25 protein-coding genes and 2 tRNA genes are annotated in these 19,064 nt (G+C 65.7%); 14 read left to right on the top strand and 13 right to left on the bottom strand.

Going from position 1 to position 19,064, the window contains the following annotated elements; translation table 11 throughout:
* Window positions 1-40 precede the first annotated feature (40 nt).
* From rimM to trpB, 9 genes are all read left to right on the top strand, one after another.
* On the top strand, window positions 41-532 hold the full coding sequence (gene rimM / locus ACSHZY_RS00710) for a ribosome maturation factor RimM (RefSeq protein WP_435164097.1): 492 nt from the start codon (window positions 41-43) through the stop codon (window positions 530-532).
* On the top strand, window positions 529-1,215 hold the full coding sequence (gene trmB / locus ACSHZY_RS00705) for a tRNA (guanine(46)-N(7))-methyltransferase TrmB (protein ID WP_435164093.1): 687 nt from the start codon (window positions 529-531) through the stop codon (window positions 1,213-1,215). The genes rimM and trmB overlap by 4 nt, the downstream gene beginning before the upstream one ends.
* 42 nt (window positions 1,216-1,257) lie before the next feature.
* Window positions 1,258-2,595, top strand: a complete 1,338-nt coding sequence (gene aroA, locus ACSHZY_RS00700) for a 3-phosphoshikimate 1-carboxyvinyltransferase (protein WP_435164090.1) — start codon at window positions 1,258-1,260, stop codon at window positions 2,593-2,595.
* Window positions 2,592-3,188: a (d)CMP kinase gene (locus tag ACSHZY_RS00695; RefSeq protein WP_435164087.1), complete on the top strand. Its 597-nt coding sequence runs from the start codon at window positions 2,592-2,594 to the stop codon at window positions 3,186-3,188. Before aroA ends, ACSHZY_RS00695 begins: the two co-directional genes overlap by 4 nt.
* 96 nt (window positions 3,189-3,284) lie before the next feature.
* Window positions 3,285-4,964 (top strand): 30S ribosomal protein S1, encoded by a 1,680-nt coding sequence (rpsA, locus tag ACSHZY_RS00690; RefSeq protein WP_435164084.1) that lies wholly within the window; start codon window positions 3,285-3,287, stop codon window positions 4,962-4,964.
* 124 nt (window positions 4,965-5,088) lie between these two features.
* Complete coding sequence (gene ihfB / locus ACSHZY_RS00685) at window positions 5,089-5,370, top strand: integration host factor subunit beta (RefSeq protein ID WP_271972052.1); 282 nt, start codon at window positions 5,089-5,091, stop codon at window positions 5,368-5,370.
* 1 nt (window position 5,371) lies between these two features.
* Window positions 5,372-5,722, top strand: a complete 351-nt coding sequence (locus ACSHZY_RS00680; RefSeq protein WP_435164080.1) for a lipopolysaccharide assembly protein LapA domain-containing protein — start codon at window positions 5,372-5,374, stop codon at window positions 5,720-5,722.
* The gene (locus ACSHZY_RS00675; RefSeq protein WP_435164078.1) at window positions 5,722-6,384 is read left to right on the top strand and encodes a phosphoribosylanthranilate isomerase; all 663 of its coding nucleotides are present in this window, start codon (window positions 5,722-5,724) and stop codon (window positions 6,382-6,384) included. Before ACSHZY_RS00680 ends, ACSHZY_RS00675 begins: the two co-directional genes overlap by 1 nt.
* Before the next feature lie 50 nt (window positions 6,385-6,434).
* Window positions 6,435-7,667, top strand: a complete 1,233-nt coding sequence (gene trpB, locus ACSHZY_RS00670; RefSeq protein WP_435164075.1) for a tryptophan synthase subunit beta — start codon at window positions 6,435-6,437, stop codon at window positions 7,665-7,667.
* Here trpB and ACSHZY_RS00665 read toward each other — a convergent pair whose 3' ends face one another.
* The 5 genes from ACSHZY_RS00665 to ACSHZY_RS00645 form a co-directional block, all read right to left on the bottom strand.
* On the bottom strand, window positions 7,668-8,039 hold the full coding sequence (locus tag ACSHZY_RS00665; protein ID WP_435164072.1) for a DUF2237 family protein: 372 nt from the start codon (window positions 8,037-8,039) through the stop codon (window positions 7,668-7,670).
* Window positions 8,036-8,710, bottom strand: coding sequence for an aminoacyl-tRNA hydrolase (gene pth, locus ACSHZY_RS00660; protein WP_435164070.1), 675 nt, complete (start codon window positions 8,708-8,710; stop codon window positions 8,036-8,038). Before pth ends, ACSHZY_RS00665 begins: the two co-directional genes overlap by 4 nt.
* 123 nt (window positions 8,711-8,833) lie before the next feature.
* Entirely contained in the window at window positions 8,834-9,448 is a 615-nt protein-coding gene (locus ACSHZY_RS00655) for a 50S ribosomal protein L25/general stress protein Ctc (protein WP_435164068.1), read from the bottom strand.
* Window positions 9,449-9,544: 96 nt separating this feature from the next.
* On the bottom strand, window positions 9,545-10,012 hold the full coding sequence (locus ACSHZY_RS00650; RefSeq protein ID WP_435164065.1) for a PaaI family thioesterase: 468 nt from the start codon (window positions 10,010-10,012) through the stop codon (window positions 9,545-9,547).
* On the bottom strand, window positions 10,009-10,431 hold the full coding sequence (locus ACSHZY_RS00645; RefSeq protein ID WP_435164063.1) for a PaaI family thioesterase: 423 nt from the start codon (window positions 10,429-10,431) through the stop codon (window positions 10,009-10,011). The genes ACSHZY_RS00650 and ACSHZY_RS00645 overlap by 4 nt, the downstream gene beginning before the upstream one ends.
* A gap of 87 nt (window positions 10,432-10,518) precedes the next feature.
* Here ACSHZY_RS00645 and ACSHZY_RS00640 point away from each other — a divergent pair, with 87 nt between their 5' ends.
* Window positions 10,519-10,890, top strand: a complete 372-nt coding sequence (locus ACSHZY_RS00640) for a MerR family DNA-binding protein (RefSeq protein WP_435164060.1) — start codon at window positions 10,519-10,521, stop codon at window positions 10,888-10,890.
* Here the strand turns inward: ACSHZY_RS00640 and ACSHZY_RS00635 are convergent.
* From ACSHZY_RS00635 to ACSHZY_RS00615, 5 genes are all read right to left on the bottom strand, one after another.
* A complete protein-coding gene (locus ACSHZY_RS00635; protein WP_435164057.1) occupies window positions 10,887-11,636 on the bottom strand; it encodes a YoaK family protein in 750 nt (249 codons plus the stop codon). The genes ACSHZY_RS00640 and ACSHZY_RS00635 overlap by 4 nt on opposite strands.
* A 187-nt stretch (window positions 11,637-11,823) precedes the next feature.
* Entirely contained in the window at window positions 11,824-12,153 is a 330-nt protein-coding gene (locus tag ACSHZY_RS00630) for a tRNA-binding protein (RefSeq protein ID WP_435164054.1), read from the bottom strand.
* Window positions 12,150-12,953, bottom strand: a complete 804-nt coding sequence (gene proC, locus ACSHZY_RS00625) for a pyrroline-5-carboxylate reductase (protein WP_435164051.1) — start codon at window positions 12,951-12,953, stop codon at window positions 12,150-12,152. The genes ACSHZY_RS00630 and proC overlap by 4 nt, the downstream gene beginning before the upstream one ends.
* Window positions 12,954-12,965: 12 nt before the next feature.
* Window positions 12,966-13,463, bottom strand: a complete 498-nt coding sequence (locus ACSHZY_RS00620) for a YbjN domain-containing protein (protein ID WP_435164048.1) — start codon at window positions 13,461-13,463, stop codon at window positions 12,966-12,968.
* A gap of 129 nt (window positions 13,464-13,592) precedes the next feature.
* Window positions 13,593-13,754 carry a hypothetical protein gene (locus ACSHZY_RS00615; protein WP_435164045.1) on the bottom strand — a complete coding sequence of 54 codons (162 nt, stop codon included), beginning with the start codon at window positions 13,752-13,754 and terminating at the stop codon, window positions 13,593-13,595.
* A gap of 76 nt (window positions 13,755-13,830) precedes the next feature.
* Here ACSHZY_RS00615 and ACSHZY_RS00610 point away from each other — a divergent pair, with 76 nt between their 5' ends.
* Both ACSHZY_RS00610 and ACSHZY_RS00605 read left to right on the top strand, forming a co-directional pair.
* Window positions 13,831-14,331 carry a sigma-70 family RNA polymerase sigma factor gene (locus ACSHZY_RS00610; RefSeq protein WP_435164042.1) on the top strand — a complete coding sequence of 167 codons (501 nt, stop codon included), beginning with the start codon at window positions 13,831-13,833 and terminating at the stop codon, window positions 14,329-14,331.
* A 397-nt stretch (window positions 14,332-14,728) separates the two neighbouring features.
* Window positions 14,729-14,818, top strand: a tRNA-Ser gene (locus tag ACSHZY_RS00605).
* A 211-nt stretch (window positions 14,819-15,029) separates the two neighbouring features.
* Here the strand turns inward: ACSHZY_RS00605 and ACSHZY_RS00600 are convergent.
* Entirely contained in the window at window positions 15,030-16,307 is a 1,278-nt protein-coding gene (locus ACSHZY_RS00600; RefSeq protein WP_435164039.1) for a PQQ-dependent sugar dehydrogenase, read from the bottom strand.
* A complete protein-coding gene (locus ACSHZY_RS00595) occupies window positions 16,307-16,780 on the bottom strand; it encodes a DUF2231 domain-containing protein (protein ID WP_435164036.1) in 474 nt (157 codons plus the stop codon). Before ACSHZY_RS00595 ends, ACSHZY_RS00600 begins: the two co-directional genes overlap by 1 nt.
* 194 nt (window positions 16,781-16,974) lie before the next feature.
* Between ACSHZY_RS00595 and ACSHZY_RS00590 the strand changes: the two genes are divergently transcribed.
* Both ACSHZY_RS00590 and ACSHZY_RS00585 read left to right on the top strand, forming a co-directional pair.
* On the top strand, window positions 16,975-17,724 hold the full coding sequence (locus tag ACSHZY_RS00590) for a DeoR/GlpR family DNA-binding transcription regulator (RefSeq protein WP_435164033.1): 750 nt from the start codon (window positions 16,975-16,977) through the stop codon (window positions 17,722-17,724).
* Window positions 17,725-17,764: 40 nt separating this feature from the next.
* Window positions 17,765-18,874, top strand: coding sequence for an MFS transporter (locus tag ACSHZY_RS00585; protein WP_435164030.1), 1,110 nt, complete (start codon window positions 17,765-17,767; stop codon window positions 18,872-18,874).
* Between the two features lie 51 nt (window positions 18,875-18,925).
* Here the strand turns inward: ACSHZY_RS00585 and ACSHZY_RS00580 are convergent.
* Window positions 18,926-19,001: transfer RNA gene (locus tag ACSHZY_RS00580), tRNA-Phe, on the bottom strand.
* Window positions 19,002-19,064 lie beyond the last annotated feature (63 nt).

Here is a 19,064-nt window from a genome sequence, read left to right as displayed (position 1 = left end):
TCGGGGGGCGCCACGCCCCCCGTCTTTTCCGGAGAGGGTCATGGACAAGATCTGCGTGGGTGCCATCGCCGGTTCGTTCGGCGTCCGGGGGGAAGTGCGGCTGAAAAGCTTCTGCGCGGAACCTGCGGCCATTGCCGACTACGGCCCCTTGACGACCGAGGACGGGCGCAGCTTCGGCGTGACCCTGACCCGCCCGGTGGCGGGTGGCCTGGGCGCGCGCCTGACCGGCGTGACCACAAAGGAAGCGGCGGACGCCCTGAAGGGCACGCAGTTGTTCGTGGGACGCGACCGTTTGCCGGCCCTTGGCGATGACGAATTCTACCACAGCGACCTGATCGGGCTGGAGGTGCGTGACACTGGCGGCCAGCTTCTGGGCAAGGTCAGCGGCGTGCACAACCACGGCGCCGACGACATCCTGGAAGTGCAGGGCAAGGGCGAAAGCCTGCTGTTCCCCTTTACCCGCGCCGTGGTGCCGACGGTCGATCTGACCGCGGGCCGTATCGTGGTCGACCCGCCCGAGGTGTCGGAATGAGCGATCTTCACCCCGAACGCCGCAACTTCTATGGCCGCATCCACGGCAAGACCCTTCGGCAAAGTCAGAAGGGCTATCTGGCCGAGGATCTGGACAGCCTGCGGCCACGCGGCATCACCTGGGATGAAAACCCGGACCGCACGCCTCTTGATCCCACCGCCCTGTTCGGCGGCAAGGAGGTCTGGCTGGAGGTCGGTTTCGGCGGGGGTGAACACATGGTCGCCATGGCGGCCGCCAACCGCGACATCGGGATCATCGGCTGCGAGCCCTATGTGAACGGCGTCGCCATGCTGCTGGGCAAGATCCGCGCGGCGGAGGTGACGAACGTCGCCGTTCATCCTGGCGACGCGCGGGACCTGATGGATGTGCTGCCCGACGCCTCGATCGCGAAGGCCTTCCTGAACTATCCCGATCCCTGGCCCAAGGCGCGGCATCACCGCCGCCGCTTCGTGACGCCGGATCACCTGATCCCGCTGCACCGCGTGATGAAGCCGGGGGCGGAGTTCCGCGTCGCCTCCGACATCCCCGACTATATCCGGCAAACGCTGGAGGAGGGGCCGAAAGCCGGCTTCACGCTGGTGCATGAAGGGCCGGACGCGTGGGATAACTGGCATTCCACCCGTTACGAGCAGAAGGCGCTGCGCGAAGGCCGTGCGCCCCATTACGTGACCTTCCGTCGTTAAGCCTGTCATGCTAAGGGCGTTTCCAGCAAGAGGAGACGCCCCATGTCCGGCCACGGCACGCCCAAACCCATGACCGCCCAACGCTCCGGCCCGCTGAAGGGCACGGCGGAGGTTCCGGGCGACAAATCCATCAGCCACCGCTCGCTGATCCTGGGCGCGATGGCCGTGGGCGAAACGAAGGTGACGGGGCTTCTGGAAGGGCAGGACGTGCTGGACACGGCTGCCGCCATGCGCGCCTTCGGGGCCGAGGTGATCCGCCACGGGCAGGGCAACTGGTCCGTCTTCGGCGTGGGCGTCGGCGGCTTCCGCGAGCCCGAGCAGGTTCTGGATTGCGGCAACTCCGGCACCGGCGTGCGGCTGATCATGGGCGCGATGGCCACCTCCGACATGACGGTGACGTTCACGGGCGACGCGTCCTTGCGCAAGCGGCCCATGGCGCGGGTGACCGATCCGCTGGCGCTGTTCGGCACGCAGGCCCACGGGCGCAAGGGCGGGCGTCTGCCGATGACGCTGGTGGGCGCGGCCCAGCCGGTGCCGGTGCGGTACGAGGTGCCGGTTCCTTCGGCGCAGGTGAAATCCGCCGTGCTGCTGGCCGGCCTGAACGCCCCCGGCGACACCGTGGTGATCGAGCGTGAGGCGACGCGCGACCATTCCGAACGGATGCTGGCCGGTTTCGGCGCGCAGGTGCATGTGGAGAAGACGGCGCAGGGTAACGTCATCACCCTGACCGGCCAGCCCGAGCTGCGCCCGCAAGAGGTGGCGGTGCCGCGCGATCCGTCCTCGGCCGCGTTTCCGGTCTGTGCGGCGCTGATCGTCGAAGGCTCTGACATCTTCGTGCCGGGCGTCAGTCAGAACCTGACGCGCAACGGCCTTTATCCCACGCTGGTGGAGATGGGCGCCGACATCACCTTCGAGAACGTCCGCGAGGAGGGCGGGGAGCCGGTGGCCGACCTGCGCGTCAAGTTCTCCTCCCTCAAGGGGATCGAGGTGCCGCCGGAACGTGCGCCGTCGATGATCGACGAATATCCGATCCTCTCGGTCGTCGCGGCTTTTGCCGAAGGCAGGACCGTGATGCGCGGCGTGAAGGAGTTGCGCGTCAAGGAAAGCGACCGGATCGACGCGATGGCGCGGGGCCTGGAAGCCTGCGGCGTCCGGATTGAGGAGGACGAGGACACGCTGATCGTTCACGGGATGGGCGGCGCAGTTCCGGGCGGCGCGACGGTGGCCGTGCATCTGGACCACCGCATCGCGATGAGCTTCCTTGTGCTGGGCATGGCCGCGAAGGCGCCGGTGACGGTGGACGATGGAGAGGCGATCTCCACCTCCTTCCCGATCTTCGGGGCGCTGATGACGGGGCTTGGCGCGGACATCCGGGCATGATCTTCACGGTGGCCATCGACGGGCCGGCGGCGGCGGGCAAGGGCACGATCTCGCGCGCCGTGGCGGAGCGGTTCGGGTTGCGGCATCTGGACACAGGGCTGCTGTATCGCGCCGTGGGCGCCAAGGGCGGCGATCCCGTTCAGGCCGCGCTGGCGCTGACCCCCGACGATCTGCTGCGCGACGACCTGCGCAGCCTTGGCGCGGGGGAGGCCGCGAGCCGCGTGGCGGTGATTCCGGAGGTGCGGACGGCGCTCGTCGATTTCCAGAAGCGCTTTGCGCGGGCCGAAGGTGGCGCGGTGCTGGACGGGCGCGACATCGGCACCGTCATCTGCCCCGAGGCCGAGGTGAAGCTGTTCGTGACCGCCAGCGCCCCCGTGCGCGCCCATCGCCGCTGGAAGGAAGTGGGCGGGGATGAGGCCGAGGTTCTGGCCCAGGTGATCGAACGCGACCGCCGCGACGCCGAACGTGCCACGGCCCCGATGGTGGCGGCACCCGATGCGCTCTTGCTTGATACGACGGAAATGAGTATATCCGCCGCAGTCGAGACGGCCGCGAGAGCCATCCGCGAGGTGATCGAACAGGGTCGGGCGTGAGCCTCGGCCCTTTCGTGTTTCCCGTGATCCGTTTCGAAAAGACCGGCGGAGCCAACCGCATGGCCAGAAAAACCGTGTAAAGGAAACTGAAACCGCATGTGCGCTAAATCTACCATGGAAGAATTCGAAGCCCTTCTGAAGGAAAGCTTCGAAATCGACACCCCGGACGAAGGTTCGGTTGTCAAAGGCCGCGTGATCGCCATCGAGGCGGGCCAGGCCATCATCGACGTCGGCTACAAGATGGAAGGCCGCGTTGATCTGAAAGAATTCGCAAACCCCGGCGAAACGCCCGACATCAATGTCGGCGACGAAGTCGAGGTGTATCTGGACCGCGTCGAGAACGCCCGTGGCGAGGCTGTCATCAGCCGTGAGAAAGCCCGTCGCGAAGAAGCGTGGGACCGTCTGGAAAAAGCCTACGCTTCCGAAGCCCGCGTCGACGGCGCGATCTTCGGCCGCGTCAAGGGCGGCTTCACCGTGGATCTGGGCGGCGCCGTGGCGTTCCTTCCGGGTTCGCAGGTCGACGTTCGTCCGGTGCGCGACGCTGGCCCGCTGATGGGTCTGAAGCAGCCGTTCCAGATCCTGAAGATGGACCGTCGCCGCGGCAACATCGTCGTGTCGCGTCGCGCCATCCTGGAAGAATCGCGCGCCGAACAGCGCGCCGAGGTCATCTCGGCCCTGCACGAAGGCCAGACGGTCGACGGCGTGGTCAAGAACATCACCGAATACGGTGCCTTCGTGGATCTGGGCGGCGTCGACGGCCTGCTGCACGTGACGGACATGGCCTGGCGCCGCGTCAACCACCCGTCCGAGATCCTGTCGATCGGCGAGACCGTGAAGGTCCAGGTCATCAAGATCAACAAGGACACCCACCGCATCAGCCTGGGCATGAAACAGCTCCAGTCCGATCCGTGGGATTCGGTGGAAATCCAGTATCCGCTGGGTTCGGTCCACAAGGGCCGCGTCACGAACATCACCGATTACGGCGCGTTCGTGGAACTGGAAGCCGGCGTCGAGGGTCTGGTTCACGTCTCGGAAATGTCCTGGACGAAAAAGAACGTGCACCCCGGCAAGATCGTCTCCACCTCGCAAGAGGTTGACGTCATGGTTCTGGAGATCGACTCCGCGAAGCGTCGCGTGTCGCTCGGCCTGAAGCAGACGCAGCGCAACCCGTGGGAAGTCTTCGCGGAGACGCACCCGATCGGGACCAACATCGAAGGCGAAGTCAAGAACATCACCGAATTCGGTCTGTTCGTTGGCCTCGACAACGACATCGACGGCATGGTTCACCTGTCGGACCTGTCGTGGGACCAGCGCGGCGAAGACGCGATCCAGAACTACCGCAAGGGCGACACGGTTCAGGCCGCCGTCACCGAAGTGGACGTCGAGAAGGAGCGCATCTCGCTCTCCATCAAGGCTCTGGGCGAAGACACGTTCACGGACGCGGTTGACGGCGTGAAGCGCGGTTCGATCGTGACCTGCACCGTGACGGCCATCGAAGAAGGCGGCATCGAGGTTGAATACAACCAGATGAAGGCCTTCATCCGCCGTTCGGATCTGGCCCGCGACCGTGGCGACCAGCGCCCCGAGCGCTTCCAGGTCGGCGACAAGGTCGATGCCCGCGTGACCAACGTGGACAGCAAGACCCGCCGTCTGGGCCTGTCGATCAAGGCGCGCGAGATCGCGGAAGAGAAAGAGGCCGTGGAACAGTACGGCTCCTCGGACTCCGGCGCTTCGCTGGGCGACATCCTGGGCGCCGCGCTCAAAGATCGTCGCTGATCGGACTGCACCTTTGGAAAGGCCCCGCCACTTGGCGGGGCCTTTTTACATTCGCGGTTGGTCTTGGGAACAAGCTGTCCTATAATCAGTCGGATAGAGGGTCCATCATCGCAGCGGGGGGACGATGATCCGGTCAGAACTTATCCAGAAGATCGCGGACGAGAATCCGCATCTGACGCAGCGGCACGTGGAACGCATCGTCCACACCGTGTTCGACGAGATCATCCAGGCCCTGTCCCGCGGCGACCGGGTGGAGCTTCGGGGCTTCGGCGCGTTTTCGGTGAAAGACCGTGACGCGCGCGTGGGCCGCAATCCCCGCACGGGTGAAGCCGTGGACGTCGACGACAAGAGCGTGCCCTTTTTCAAGACAGGCAAGCTGCTGCGCGATCGCTTGAACGGAAGGTAGAATGTTGCGCTGGATCCGAATTGCCCTGCTGGTCATCCTGGCCGTGCTGCTGCTGAGCGTGGCCATTGCCAACCGTGAGCTGGTGACGATCAGCCTGCTGCCGGACGGTGTCACAGCCTTCTTCGGCTGGGACTGGTCGTTCCGGATGCCGTTGTTCCTGATCATCCTGCTGGCGGCGGCGGTCGGCCTCCTGATCGGTTTCGTGTGGGAGTTCCTGCGCGAACACCAGATCCGCACGGCGGCGATCCAAAGCCAGCGCGAAGCGTCCAAGCTGCGGGCCGAGGTGGCAACCCTGCGCCAAGAGCAGCCCAAGGACGACGTTCTGGCGATCTTGGACAACAAGACCGTCTGATGGCCGACATCCGCGTGAAGATCTGCGGCCTTCGCACGGAGGCCGACATGGTCGCTGCGGCGGCCGCAGGCGCGCAATATGCGGGCCTTGTCTTTTTCCCCAGGTCCCCCCGGCACCTGACGCTGGAGGAAGGCCGCGCCGTGGCGCTGGCCGCCCCGCCGGGCGTTGCGAAAGTGGCGCTGGTCGTGGACGCGGACGATGAAACGCTGGACGCGATCGTCGAGGCCGTTCCGCTAGACATGCTTCAGCTTCATGGTCACGAATCCCCCGAACGTGTGGCCGAGGTGCGCGCGCGCTACGGGCTTCCGGTGATGAAGGCGATGGGCGTTGCGGATGAAGGCGATCTGGCCGGGCTGATCGAGATGAGCCTTGCAGCCGACCAGTTGCTGATCGATGCCAAGCCCCCGAAGGACGCGACCTTGCCGGGCGGCAATGGCCTGGCCTTCGACTGGCGGCTGGTGGCCCGCCGCCGCTGGCTGAAGCCGTGGATGCTGGCGGGTGGGCTGACGCCGGACAACGTGGCCGACGCGATCCGGCTGACGAATGTGCGGCAGGTCGACGTCTCCTCGGGCGTGGAGGGGGCACGGGGCGTGAAGGATCACGGCAAGATCGCGGCCTTCGTGCGCGCGGCCACGGGTCCGACCGTTCCCCGCCTGCGTTGAACTGCGCCCCGAACGGGTATAGACCGCGAACGTCACACAGGAGAGACGTCATGGCCGACGACGGTATCAACAGCTTCATGAACGGTCCGGACGAACAGGGGCGTTTCGGCATCTTCGGCGGGCGCTTCGTGTCCGAAACCCTGATGCCGCTGATCCTGGACCTTCAGGCGCGCTACGAGCACGCCAAGACGGATCCGGAGTTCTGGGCCGAGATGACGGACCTGTGGACCCATTACGTGGGCCGCCCCTCGCCGCTGTATCACGCCGAGCGGCTGACGGAGCATCTGGGCGGCGCGAAGATCTACCTCAAGCGGGACGAGCTGAACCACACCGGCGCGCACAAGATCAACAACGTGCTGGGCCAGATCATCCTTGCCCGCCGCATGGGCAAGACGCGGATCATCGCGGAAACCGGCGCGGGCCAGCACGGCGTGGCCACGGCGACGGTGTGTGCGAAGTTCGGGTTGAAATGCGTGGTCTACATGGGCGCGCATGATGTCGAACGGCAGGCACCCAACGTCTTCCGCATGCGCCTTCTGGGGGCAGAGGTCATCCCTGTAACCTCGGGCCGCGGGACGCTGAAGGACGCGATGAACGACGCGCTGCGCGACTGGGTGACCAACGTGCGCGACACCTTCTACTGCATCGGCACGGCGGCCGGCCCGCATCCCTATCCGGCCATGGTGCGCGACTTCCAGTCGATCATCGGCAAGGAAGTCCGCACCCAGCTGGCCGAGCAGGAGGGAGAGGGCCGTCTGCCCGACACCCTGATCGCAGCCATCGGCGGCGGGTCGAACGCCATCGGCCTGTTCCACCCGTTCCTTGACGATCCCTCTGTCCGCATCATCGGGGTGGAGGCGGGCGGCAAGGGTGTGGACGCCAACATGCAGCACTGTGCCAGCCTGACGGGCGGCCGCCCCGGCGTGCTGCACGGCAACCGCACCTACCTGCTGCAGGACAGCGACGGGCAGATCCTGGAAGGCTTCTCCATCTCCGCAGGCCTCGACTATCCGGGGATCGGGCCGGAGCATGCCTGGCTGCACGACACCGGCCGCGCGCAATACGTCTATGTCACGGATGTGGAGGCGCTGGAGGCGTTCCAACTGTGCTGCGCGCTGGAAGGCATCATCCCCGCGCTGGAGCCGAGCCACGCGCTGGCCCATGTGATGAAGATCGCTCCGACTCTGCCGAAAGGCCACATCATCGTCATGAACATGTGCGGCCGGGGCGACAAGGACATCTTCACCGTGGCCAAGCACCTCGGCTTCGACATGAAGATCTGATCAGGTGTCCTGCGCGTATTGGCGCAGGACGTCCAACGGGACGATGTCCAGCGTCCGCTGGTGGGTGGAGGCGAGGCGCACCTGCGGGGCGGCCCCTTCCTCATGCGCCTGAAGGAAGCGCCCCGCGCACAGGCACCAGCGGTCGCCGGCCTTCAGCCCGGCAAAGCCGAATTCCGGCCGCGGCGTGGACAGGTCGTTGCCGAGGTATTTGGACATCGCCAGAAACTCGTCCGTCAGGATGGCGCAGACGGTGTGGACGCCCCGATCCTCCGGCCCGGTGTCGCAGCAGCCGTTGCGGTAGAACCCGGTCAGCGGCGAATGGGAGCAGGGCTGAAGCTCCTCCCCCAGTACGTTCAGCGACGCCTCGATCATCGGAACTTCTCCATCAGCTTCTGCATGGGGCTGCGCGTGTCTTCGGGCGCGGGCGTGGGGGCCGGTTGCGCGGCCGGGCGGGCAATGCCGGTGGAGGGGCGGGGCGGGGCCACGCGCTGCGCCACGGCGTTCAGGAAGCGGGGGCCGTCGCCAGCGGCCAGCGCCGCCGCGCCATCCGACAGGCCGCGCATAACGTCGTCCAGCCAGTCCCCCTCGGCCTTGGCAAAATCGGCGAGGACATAGCCCGCCACGCGGTCCTTGTGGCCGGGATGGCCGATGCCCAGCCGCACACGGTCATAGGACTCGCCGATATGGGCGTGGATGGACCGCAGGCCATTGTGACCGGCATGGCCGCCCGCCGTTTTTAGGCGCACCTTTCCGGGGGCCAGATCCAGTTCGTCATGAAACACGACCACGTCGGCGGGGACCAGCTTCCAGAAGCGCATCGCTTCGCCCACGGACTGGCCGGAATTGTTCATGAACGTCTCGGGCTTCAGCAGGGCCACCTTTTCCGACCCCAGCCGGCCTTCGGACACCAGCCCCTGGAACCCCTTGCGCCAAGGCGAGAAGCCGTGATCTTCGGCGATCCGGTCCACCGCCATGAAGCCGATGTTGTGACGGTTGCCGGCGTATTTCGCGCCCGGATTCCCCAGGCCGACCCAGAGCTTCATGACATCCTCCGTTTTCACGGTTCTAGCAGCCGCGCCGGGTCTTGCAAACCTTGGTGGGGGCGGGGCGCCATGCAAAAAGGGCGCGGAACACCGCGCCCTTTTCATTGTCGATCCGCGAAAGGATCACTCGGCCGCGTCGTCACCGTCCGCGTTGTCTGCCGAGACGAGACCCGACGGAGCCGACACGTTCGCGATCACGAAGTTGCGGTCGATCGTGGGCTTTGCGCCGTTCGGCAGCGTCACGTCGTTGATGTGGATCACGTCGCCGATCTGCTTGCCGGTCAGGTCCACGGTGATGTGGTCCGGGATGTCCGACGCCAGAACTTCCAGCTCGACCTCATTGCGGACTACGACCAGCGTGCCGCCGCGCTTGATGCCCGGGGAGGCTTCGTGGTTCACGAAGTCCACGTGGATGAACAGGTTGATGCGGCTGGTGCGGTGCAGGCGCATGAAGTCCACATGCGTCGGCATGTCCTTCACCACGTCGCGCTGGACCGAACGGCAGATGACGCGGACGTCGTCCTGGCCTTCGACCTTCAGGTTCCACAGCGTGGACAGGAAGCGGCCTTGCTTCAGGCGCTTCAGCAGGTAGTTGAAGTTCATGTTGATGGACACGGGCTCTTTGCCGTCGCCATATACGATGCCAGGTACGTAGCCCTCACGACGAGCTTGACGGGCGGCCCCCTTGCCTGTCCCCGAGCGCACCGTGGCCTGAAGATCCGGGATCTCTTTCGCCATTGGTAGTCTCCAATACTGGTTGATCGCCCCATCCTCCAAGGGTGCATGGGGTCGAAGGATGCGCCTATAGGGTGAATCGAGGAAAAAGGGAAGGGGTCACGCGCCCGCGGGCATCAGGAAATGTCCCGTGGCCTGGGCAAACAGGCGGTCCCGGTTGTCCTGCCAGGCTTCCACATGCACGCTGGCATAGCGGCGGCCGAAGCGCACCACGCGGGCGCGGGCGTAGGCGTCGCGTGGCAGGCCGGGGCGCAGGTAGTCCATGGTCATGTTGATGGTCCGGGGCAGGTGCGGCCGCGGCTCCCCCGCCTCCATCTGCGTCCAGGTGGAGGACCAGGACAGCTCAATCAGCGAGGTCATCTCCAGAAACGCGGCCGTGACGCCGCCGTGGATCGCCGGCGGCACGGGGACGCCGAGCAGGCTGTCCTTGAAGGGCAGGATGGCCGTCAACTCATCCCCACGGCGGTCGAAGCGCATGCCGAGGAAGTCGATATACGGGACGCTGGCCAGAAGATCGGCCAACGCTTGATTGCGGCGGGCCTTCACGGCGTGGACGGGTTCGATCATGTCCCCTCGCGCAGGATGGTGAAGGTGCCGGTGGCGACGGCCACCGGGCGGCCGGTGTCGTCGTCATGGGTCTTGGCGCGCACGAAGGCGACGTGCTGGGTCACGTGATAGCATTCGGCCTCGGCCACGACGGTCTGGCCGGGCGTGGCGGCCCGCAGGTAGTCGACGCGCAGATCGATGGTGGCGGTCACGCCCCGCGCCTCGGGATGGGCCATCACGGCGGCGCTTGCGGCGGAATCCAGCAGAACCGACACCGCCCCGCCGGCGATGACGCCGGTCGCAGGATCGCCGATCAGGCGGATGTCATAGGGCAGGGCAAGGGTCGCCCGTCCCAGGCCTACATCCTGAACGGTGATGCCCAGGGCGGTGCAGTGCGGTATGACGGCGATGAAGCGGCGTGCGCGTTCCAGCAGATCCATGGCGCGATCCTGCCCACATTCGGGATGTGGCGCAAGTCGGTTTGCTGGCCCGCCGCGCGGCACTATCTGGTGCGGCAGGAGGCCCGGATGTTGGACGATTTGCTGAACTTCAAGGATATGTGCGCCAGGTTCGAGGTGACGCCCCGCACGTTGCGATATTACGAATACATCGAACTCCTGCAGCCGCACAAGGAAGGGCGGGCCCGCTTCTACGGCCCGCGCGAGGTGCGGCGGATGGAGGTGATCCTGCGCGGCAAGCGTTTCGGCTTTTCGCTGGAAGAGATCCGGCAGTGGCTGATCCTGTCGCAAAGCCAGGGGCCCGCCGCCGAACGGCAGTCGATCGTCGCCATCGCCGACCGCAAGCTGGACGAACTTACCCGCCAGCGCGAGGCGCTGGACCGCGCCATCGTTGACCTTCGCGCCATGCGCGACGACGCGGCCCAAAGGCAGGCCGACTAGGCGGTCGCTTCCTCGCGGGACTTGTGGCGCGGGCTCCACAGCGCCAGCGCGATCAGGGCGAGGCCGGGCGGGATCGCGAAATTCCAGCCGATCATCCCGTGGCCGATGGCGCCCAGGATGCCGCCGACGATGAAGGCCACCACCAGTTGCACATAAAGCCAAAGGCGTCCCGTGTCGGCCACGATGCCCGAGCGGGGGGACACGAGGCGGTAGAGCGAGCGACCGATCTCGATCCCCATGTCGGTGATCAGGCCGGTGGCGTGGCTGGTGCGGATGCGTGCGCCGGAAATGCGGGTGATCGTGGCGTTCTGCAGGCCCATCACGAAGCAGACGTTGATGATGGCGATCCGATGCTCCAACCCGTCGGGCAGTGTGCTGATCAGGGCCAAGGCGGCCAGCAGCACGCCCTGCACGCCCAGCGGCAAGGCATAGCACAGGCGGGAATGGTTCAACTGTCCCCAAGCGATCATCGCGGCCGATAAGGCGGCGCCCAGCACGAAGCCCGTCACCGCCGCCAGACTGTCCAGCAGCATGATCAGGTTGGAGAAGACGACCCCCCCCGACATGTTCGACAGGTGCCCCGTCATGTGGGAGGTGTATTGCGACAGCAGCAGAAAGCCGCCGGCGTTCAGGCTTCCGGCGATGGCGGCCAGAAGGATGCCAAGGGTGCGGTCGGTTTCGGGTGTGCGCTTTTGTGCGGCGGCAAGTCGGGCAACACGAAAGGCGCGGCTTTGTCGAGCAATCATGCGATCACCAATCCAGTTCAAGTGGCCTCCCCTTTTCGAAAGGTGGGGCACGACCTGCGACAGGGCAATGCCGTGTTTCGCAACGGGGGCGACGTTCGCGCTAACGCCGGCGGCGCTTGCGCGGAAAATTGTCAAAAACCTGATATCATTGGCGAAACTGCGCTGCCCGCTGCGACAGGATGACGCGTCAGAACAGCCGACCGCCGAGGGGCACGTCCTGCTCGGGCGCGATCAGGACGACCTCCCCTCCGGCGTCTGGAACGCCCAGCACCAGCACCTCGGACATGACGGGGCCGATCTGGCGCGGCGGGAAATTGACGACCGCCAGCACCTGCCGCCCGATCAGGCACTCCGGAGTGTAGTGCCGCGTGATCCGGGCCGAGGATCGCTTTTCCCCCAGTTCTCCGAAGTCGACCCACAGCTTGATGGCGGGCTTGCGTGCTTCGGGGAAGGGTTCGGCCCTGGTGATGCGGCCCACCCGGATGTCGAGCTTTGCAAAATCGTCGAAGGTGATCATGCGCCCAGTTCCCGCCCGCGATCGGACGCCGCGCGCACCGTGCGGTGCACAAGGTCGGGCAGATCCCGCATCAGCACCGCCAGCCCCGCCGCCGTCATCCCGCCCGGAGAGGTGACGTTCACCCGCAACTGCTGGGCGTCGTCGGGCGACTGGTAAGCCAGTTCCCCCGCACCGGTGATGGTCGCGCGGGCCAGCCGCATTGCCAGTTCCGGCGACAGGCCCTCGGCCACGCCCGCATCCGCCAGCGCCTCGATCAGGTGGAAGACATAGGCCGGGCCGCAGCCCGAGATGGCGGACACGGTGTCCATCTGGTCCTCCCGCTCCAGCCGCACGGTGTCGCCGACGGCAGACAGAAGGGCCTCGGCCAGTTGCATGTCGGCTTCCGTCACCTGCGCGTTCGCGACCAGCGCCGTGATGCCGCGCCCGACAGCCGATGGCGTGTTGGGCATGGCCCGCACGATGGGCGTGCTGGCCCCCAGCATCGCCTCGTACCGCGCCAGCGTCAGGCCGGCGGCCACGCTCAGGAACAGGGTCGTGCCACCGCCCAGGGGGGCCAGACGCGGCAGCGCTTCGGCCATCTTCTGCGGCTTCACGGCCAGAAGGGCGATGGCGGCGTCCATCGGCACGGCACCGTTGATGTGGACGCCCGTGCCCTTCAGCCAGTCCGATGGATTCGGCGTCATCACATGGACCGAGGCGGGCGGCAGGCCCCCGTCCAGCCAGCCGGCCAGCATGGCCGATCCCATCTTTCCGCATCCCAGCAGGACAAGCCCGCGTTCCGCCACCTGATCCAGTGTCATCCTCGTTCTCCCTCAGGCCCGGCCATACGCCTCGGCGATTGCGATCTTCAGGGCCTTTTCCGGCGCCGCATCGCCCCATGCGACCAGCTGGAACGCCGGATAGAAACGTTCCGAGGCCGCGACGGCGCTTTGCATCAGGTGTTCGATCTGTTCGGCGCCCACGATCTGCCCGCCCGACAAGGCCAGGCCATAGCGCCAGACCATCAGACGCTGATCGGCCCAGAAAGTGAAGGCCCCCGTCCAGACGCTGTCGTTCACGCGGTTCAAAAGATCGAACAGGGCCGGGCGGCGGGCCGCGGGCGGGTTCATCTCGAACGTGCACAAAAGGCGCAGCGTTTCGTCCAAGGGCTGCCAGACAAGGGTCAGCCTGTAAAGCCGCCATTGGCCCTCCACCGTCAGGGCGATGCGGTCCTCGCTCAGCCGGTCGAACTCCCACGCCTTGCGAGAGGCGAAGACCTCCACCGCGTCGATCGGGTGAAGGTCGCTGTCAAAGATGAAACCGTCCAGCATGCCGCCCCCAGAACCAATCAGGGGCCCATCTTAGGGGGACCGATTCGCGCTGTGAATCCTCAATCGGCTCCGGAGACCGAATCTCTTGGGGATAAAGCTGGGGGCAGAGTCAATATGATTCGAGAAAGATCATTCTGGATCGGCCGGGACGGTGGCGCGGGCGTTCAGCGCCGCTTGCAGCCGGGACGCGAGGTCGAGGATGGGGGCCGGCACGGGCTCGTTCCGCAATGCGTCGAGCAGTTCGGCCGTCAGCCGCTTCAGATCCTCATCCAGGTCGCGCACGTCGTTCATTCCATATCCCTGCATGACGGAACCAAAGGCCCCAGGTCACGTTGACCCCGCATCAAAGACAGCAGGGTGGCAGGACATGGATCAGCAAGCAGGAGGGAAGGTGGTTCCCGATGTGCTGGAGCTGATTCCCGCCCTGAGGGCTTACGCCCGTTCCCTGTGCCGAAACGCCGCCGATGCCGACGACCTTGTTCAGGATACACTGGTAAAGGCCCTTGGCAACATCGACAAGTTCGAAGAGGGGAGCCGCCTGCGCGCCTGGTTGTTCACCATCATGCGCAACACGTTCTTTACCTCGGTAAAGATTCGCACGCGTGAGGCGCCGGCTGGGGAGGATTGCATCTCCTCCACCCCGATCAGTCCGGCCACGCAGGAATGGTATGTGCGCGGGAAAGAGTTGATGGCCGCAGTGGACCGCCTGCCGTCCCATTATCGCGAAATGCTGATCCTGGTGGTGATGCTGGGCGAAAGCTATGAAACAGCAGCCGAAATTTGCGATTGTGCGATTGGGACCGTGAAAAGCCGGGTGAACCGCGCGCGCCAGATGGTCATCGAGGATCTGGGCGTCGACGCCCTTTGATGTGAAACGAAGCCTTTGCTTCGCCGACTGCGGCGGAAGTATCAATTTATTAAAAAATGATGTATACGACTTAGGCAGGGGTGCGGAAAGGACCGGTCCTTGGAGCCAAGATAGGAAACATCATGTTCACCGTCGCAGGCGTCGTGGCCGTGCTGCCGGAAATCCTCTTTGGTCTGCTGGGCATCAGTTCCGCATGGTGGGTTATGCGCCATTGGTGGTGAACCTGTGCTGCATCTGGTGGGACCGGAGTGCCCTGAGCATCCGCTCCTGTGGCCTGCCGTGGTTTTCTGCAGGATACCGGCGTTCAAGATGCCTCAAAACAGCCTTTTGACCTAAGGCCGCCTTCCTTCGGAAAAGCCGCTTGTTTTCCCAAAACTTGACCCCTATACGGGTCAGCGGAGACGTGGCCGAGTGGTCGAAGGCACACCCCTGCTAAGGGTGCAGGCCCGGAAGGGTCTCGAGGGTTCGAATCCCTTCGTCTCCGCCATATCTTCCTATTGCCAGATGTCGCTGCCTCAAGCCGGTGGTACTTGGTACATGAGGCACGGGCCGTTTTTTTTGATGCCTTAAACCGAGGGTGTGAGAAATACCGGCGGGGCAAGGAAGTGCAGGAGCCTCATCGCAAAGCTCCTATCACACGCGGAAAGCCGGAACAGCCGCAGCCGCCCCGATCTTTCCTTTACGCGCGCAGCCGGTCTCTACGGCTTGACAGGGGCCACGCGCCAGATCGTGTTGGACAGGTCATCCGCGACGATCAGCGCACCCCTTGGATCGACAGTGACGCCCACCGGGCGCCCGCGGGTCTTGCCCGCATCGACGAGGAAGCCGGAAACGAAATCCACCGGCTCTCCGGCAGGCGCGCCGTTCTGGAAGGGAACGAAGACGACCTTGTATCCCACCGGCTCGTTCCGGTTCCAGCTTCCGTGCATGCCGACGAAAGCGCCTTCCGCGAATTGCGGCCCCATCGCATCGTTGGAGAAATCGACCCCAAGGGCCGCGACATGCGCGCCCAGTGCGTAGTCCGGCGTGATGGCCGAGGCCACCTTGTCCGGATTCTGCGGTTGCACCCGGACATCGACGTTCTGACCCCAATAGCTGTAGGGCCAGCCATAGAAGCCCCCTTGCTGGACCGAGGTCAGGTAGTCGGGCACCAGATCCGGCCCGATCTCGTCCCGTTCGTTCGCTACGGCCCAAAGCGCATCCGTGCCGGGCTGGATCGTCAGCGCCGTCGGGTTGCGGATGCCGGTGGCATAGGGGCGATGCGCGCCGGTGGTCGCGTCGATTTCCCACACCATCGCGCGGTCTTCCTCGGCATTGATCCCGCGTTCGGTGATGTTGCTGTTGGACCCGATGCCCACGTACAGGAACCGCCCGTCGGCGCTGGCCGCCATGGACTTGGTCCAGTGGTGGTTGATCGCGGACGGCAGCCGGGTCAGCACTTCCGGCGGACCCGCGGCCTCGGTCTGCCCCTCGGTATAGGGGAAGCGAACCACCGCGTCCTGATTGGCGACGTAGATCGACCCGTTGACGAAGGCGAGGCCATAGGGAGAGTTCAGGTTCTCGGCAAAGACGGTCTGCACCTCGTACTCGCCGTTGCCGTCGGCGTCCCGCAGCAGCGTCAATCGGTTGCCGCCGGGCTCGGGGCTTTTGCCCCAGGCCTTGATGATGCCGGCGATCATGTCCTTGGGGCGCAGGGCAGGGGCGCCCTGGCCCTTGCCTTCGGCCACCAGGATGTCGCCATTCGGCAGGATCAGCGTCTGGCGCGGGATTTTGAGGCCCGTGGCGATGGCGGTAACCTCGAAGCCCTCGGGCACCGTCGGCTTCGCATCGCCCCACTGCGCCGGGCGCGGGATCGTCATGTCGGGCAGCAGGCCCCGATTGGGTTCGGGAAGCTGGGGGCTTTCACCGGTGGACTGGGCAATGGCAGCAAGGGGAAGCACGGCCACTAGGGCGCTGGTCAGGAACAGGGACCGCATCAGAACGTTTCCTCCTTGATGGGAAAGCCAGCATAGCCGAGCCACGAGGCGACCAGCGCCAACGCCGCCGCCGCCGAGGACCACCAAAGCACCTCGGGCATGACGGCCCAAGCGTCTTTAGAATGGGCAAAGGCGTTGAGGAGGCCGACGATCCAGGCCGCCAGCAGGATCAGCCCGTACACCAGGGGTCGGCCGGTCGAAATCTTGCGGTGACGCACCAGGCCGATCAGGGCCGCAAGCAGCGCCAGTCCGCCCATGAACAACCCGGCGGCGTTGAGCCACTGCGCGAAGTTCGACCACTGGATCTCGGCGCTCCGCCCATAGGCGATGTCTGCGACCAGCGTGCCCAGAAACAGCGGGAACACGAAAGCCAGAAGAAGGGCATGGATCGGATGAATGGATCGGATCCGGCCGTGTCGGGTCGCGGCGTTCATGACACGTCCCGGTGGGGTGGTGGTGGCCGCATGCTGCATGTCGTGAAGCCTTTCATGGTCTTGAACGCGCGTCAGCCCGGCGGGTCGTGCAGCATCGCGTTCGCGGTCGCAGGGCATAAGGCCCTTGGTGCCCTTTCAACCTTCTGATGAAGGCATGGTTCCCGGCGACAAGTCCTGTTGCAGAATACAGCAGAATGCAGCATGATGATGCATAACGCTGAAGGGATAGACCAGTGAACCTGCCGGACGCACGACAAGATATCTTGCGGGCCCGTCTGGAGCGTGGCCAGACAGTGGAACTGGCGTCGGTCGCGTCGGAGTTTCATGTCTCGGTCGATACGGTGCGACGGGATCTGAAGCTGCTGGAAACGGAAGGCGTGGCGCGATGCGTCCGTGGCGGGGCGATGCCCGTTGCGCGTCCGTCAGGGGCCGCGTTGCGCCGGATGGCCCAAAGCCATGCCCGGTACGAGGCGCTTGCTGCCCGCGCGCTCCCCCTGATCGAGGACGGGATGGTCCTGCTTCTGGATGGGGGCGCGACGGTTCTGGCGCTGGCCCAGGCCTTGCCGCCTCTGCCCAACGGTCTTGTCGTGACTCCGGCTCCGGCCGTGGCGCTGGCCTGTCTGGCGGCCGGGGTGCCCACGCATCTGGTCGGGGGGCGCCTGTCAGGCTCCGGCGCGATCTGCGTGGGGCATGAGGCTGTCGTGGCGATAGCGGACGTGGCCGCGGACATCGCCTTTCTGGGGGTCTGCGGCTTTGATGCCGGTTTCGGCCTTAGCGCGGACGATCCCGACGAAGCCTCGGTCAAGCGGGCCATGGGCATGGCAAGCCACAGGACCGTTGCCCTGACCGGTGCGGACAAGCTGGGACGGCGGGCGCGTCATCGTGTTCTGCCCTTGAAGGAGATGTCCCTGCTGATCACCGACGCGTCGCCGGACACCCTCCGCGATTTCACCAGCAAGGGTCTGGAGGTTCACCGTGCCTGAATCGAGAACGCCGTGGCGCTGCGTTGCCGCCGCCTTTGCCTTGAATGGTATACTCCTTGGATCCTGGGCCTCGCGCATCCCGGCCTTCGTGGACCGGCTTGGGCTGGACGAACGGGTGCTGGGCGCCCTGCTGCTGGCCATGGGGATCGGCGCGCTCGTGTCCTTTCCGCTTGCGGGGCGTTTCTCCGACCGCTTGGGCGCGGTGCGGCTGACGCGCTGGATCGCGGCTGGGTATCTTCTGTCCTTCGTCTTCCTGGGTGTCGCGCCGTCGATGGGCATGCTTGCCGTTGCGCTTTTCTTGTTCGGGATGTTCCACGGGTCCATGGACGTGGCGATGAACAGCTGGGCCAGCGAGGTCGAGCGGCACATGAAGCGGTCCGTCATGTCGTCCTTCCACGCGATGTGGAGCCTTGGGGCAGGGCTGGGGGCGGCCGGCGGCTACGTGGCCACCTCCGTCGGGGTCGCGCCGGCCGTGCACTTCCTTGCAACCGTTCTTTTGTCGGCAGCCGTGTTCGGACCCTTCCTCATAGCGCCTTGGGAGTCGGAGACCCGCACCGGTGCAGCGCACGACCCGGTCTTCGCGCTGCCCCGCGGCGCGCTCATCCTCGTCGGGATCATGGCCTTGGCCGCGGGTCTGGGCGAAGGGGCCGCCGTGGATTGGAGTGCCGTCTTCCTGAAGGAAACGCTTCAAGCGCCCGAAGCGCAGGCCACCTTCGGATACGCCGCCTTTTCCGTCACCATGGTTGTGATGAGGCTGTGCGTCGACCGCCTCATCACCCGGTTCGGTGCTGCGAACGTGGCGCGGACCAGCGGTCTTCTGGCGGCCAGCGGCTACGGGCTGTGTGCTGTCACGGGCGCGCTTCCGGTGGCGCTGGTCGGGTTCATCCTGATGGGGCTGGGCTATGCGGCGGTGGTTCCCATGGCCTTTTCCCGCGCGGCCAACGATCCAGAAGTTCCGGCCGGTCAGGCGATCGCCTCCGTCGCCACGCTTTGCTATGGGGCGATGCTGCTTGGCCCGCCCGTCATCGGGTTCATGGCGCACGCGACCTCGCTTCGCATTCCCTTTGCCATGGTGGGGGCAGCGGCCCTGCTCATCGCGCTGTTCGCACCGGCGCTGACCTCCACGCGCGATCCGGGAAAGGTCCGCTAAGCGTCAGGCGCCGCTTCGCACCGATCAGGATTCACTGTCAGGGAAAGGAAGTGGTGCCCGGAGACGGGGTCGAACCGCCGACACACGGATTTTCAATCCGTTGCTCTACCAACTGAGCTATCCGGGCACTTTTGCGGCGTGCCGCGTTTGGTGTGGGTCTGATAAGCGAGTGTTGCGGGGCTGTCCAGAG

The sequence above is a fragment of the Falsirhodobacter sp. 1013 genome (genome assembly GCF_051195255.1).
Taxonomy (GTDB): Bacteria; Pseudomonadota; Alphaproteobacteria; order Rhodobacterales; family Rhodobacteraceae; genus Falsirhodobacter.
Note: the sequence above shows the minus strand (reverse complement) of the source record. Positions and strands in the feature narration are given on the sequence as shown.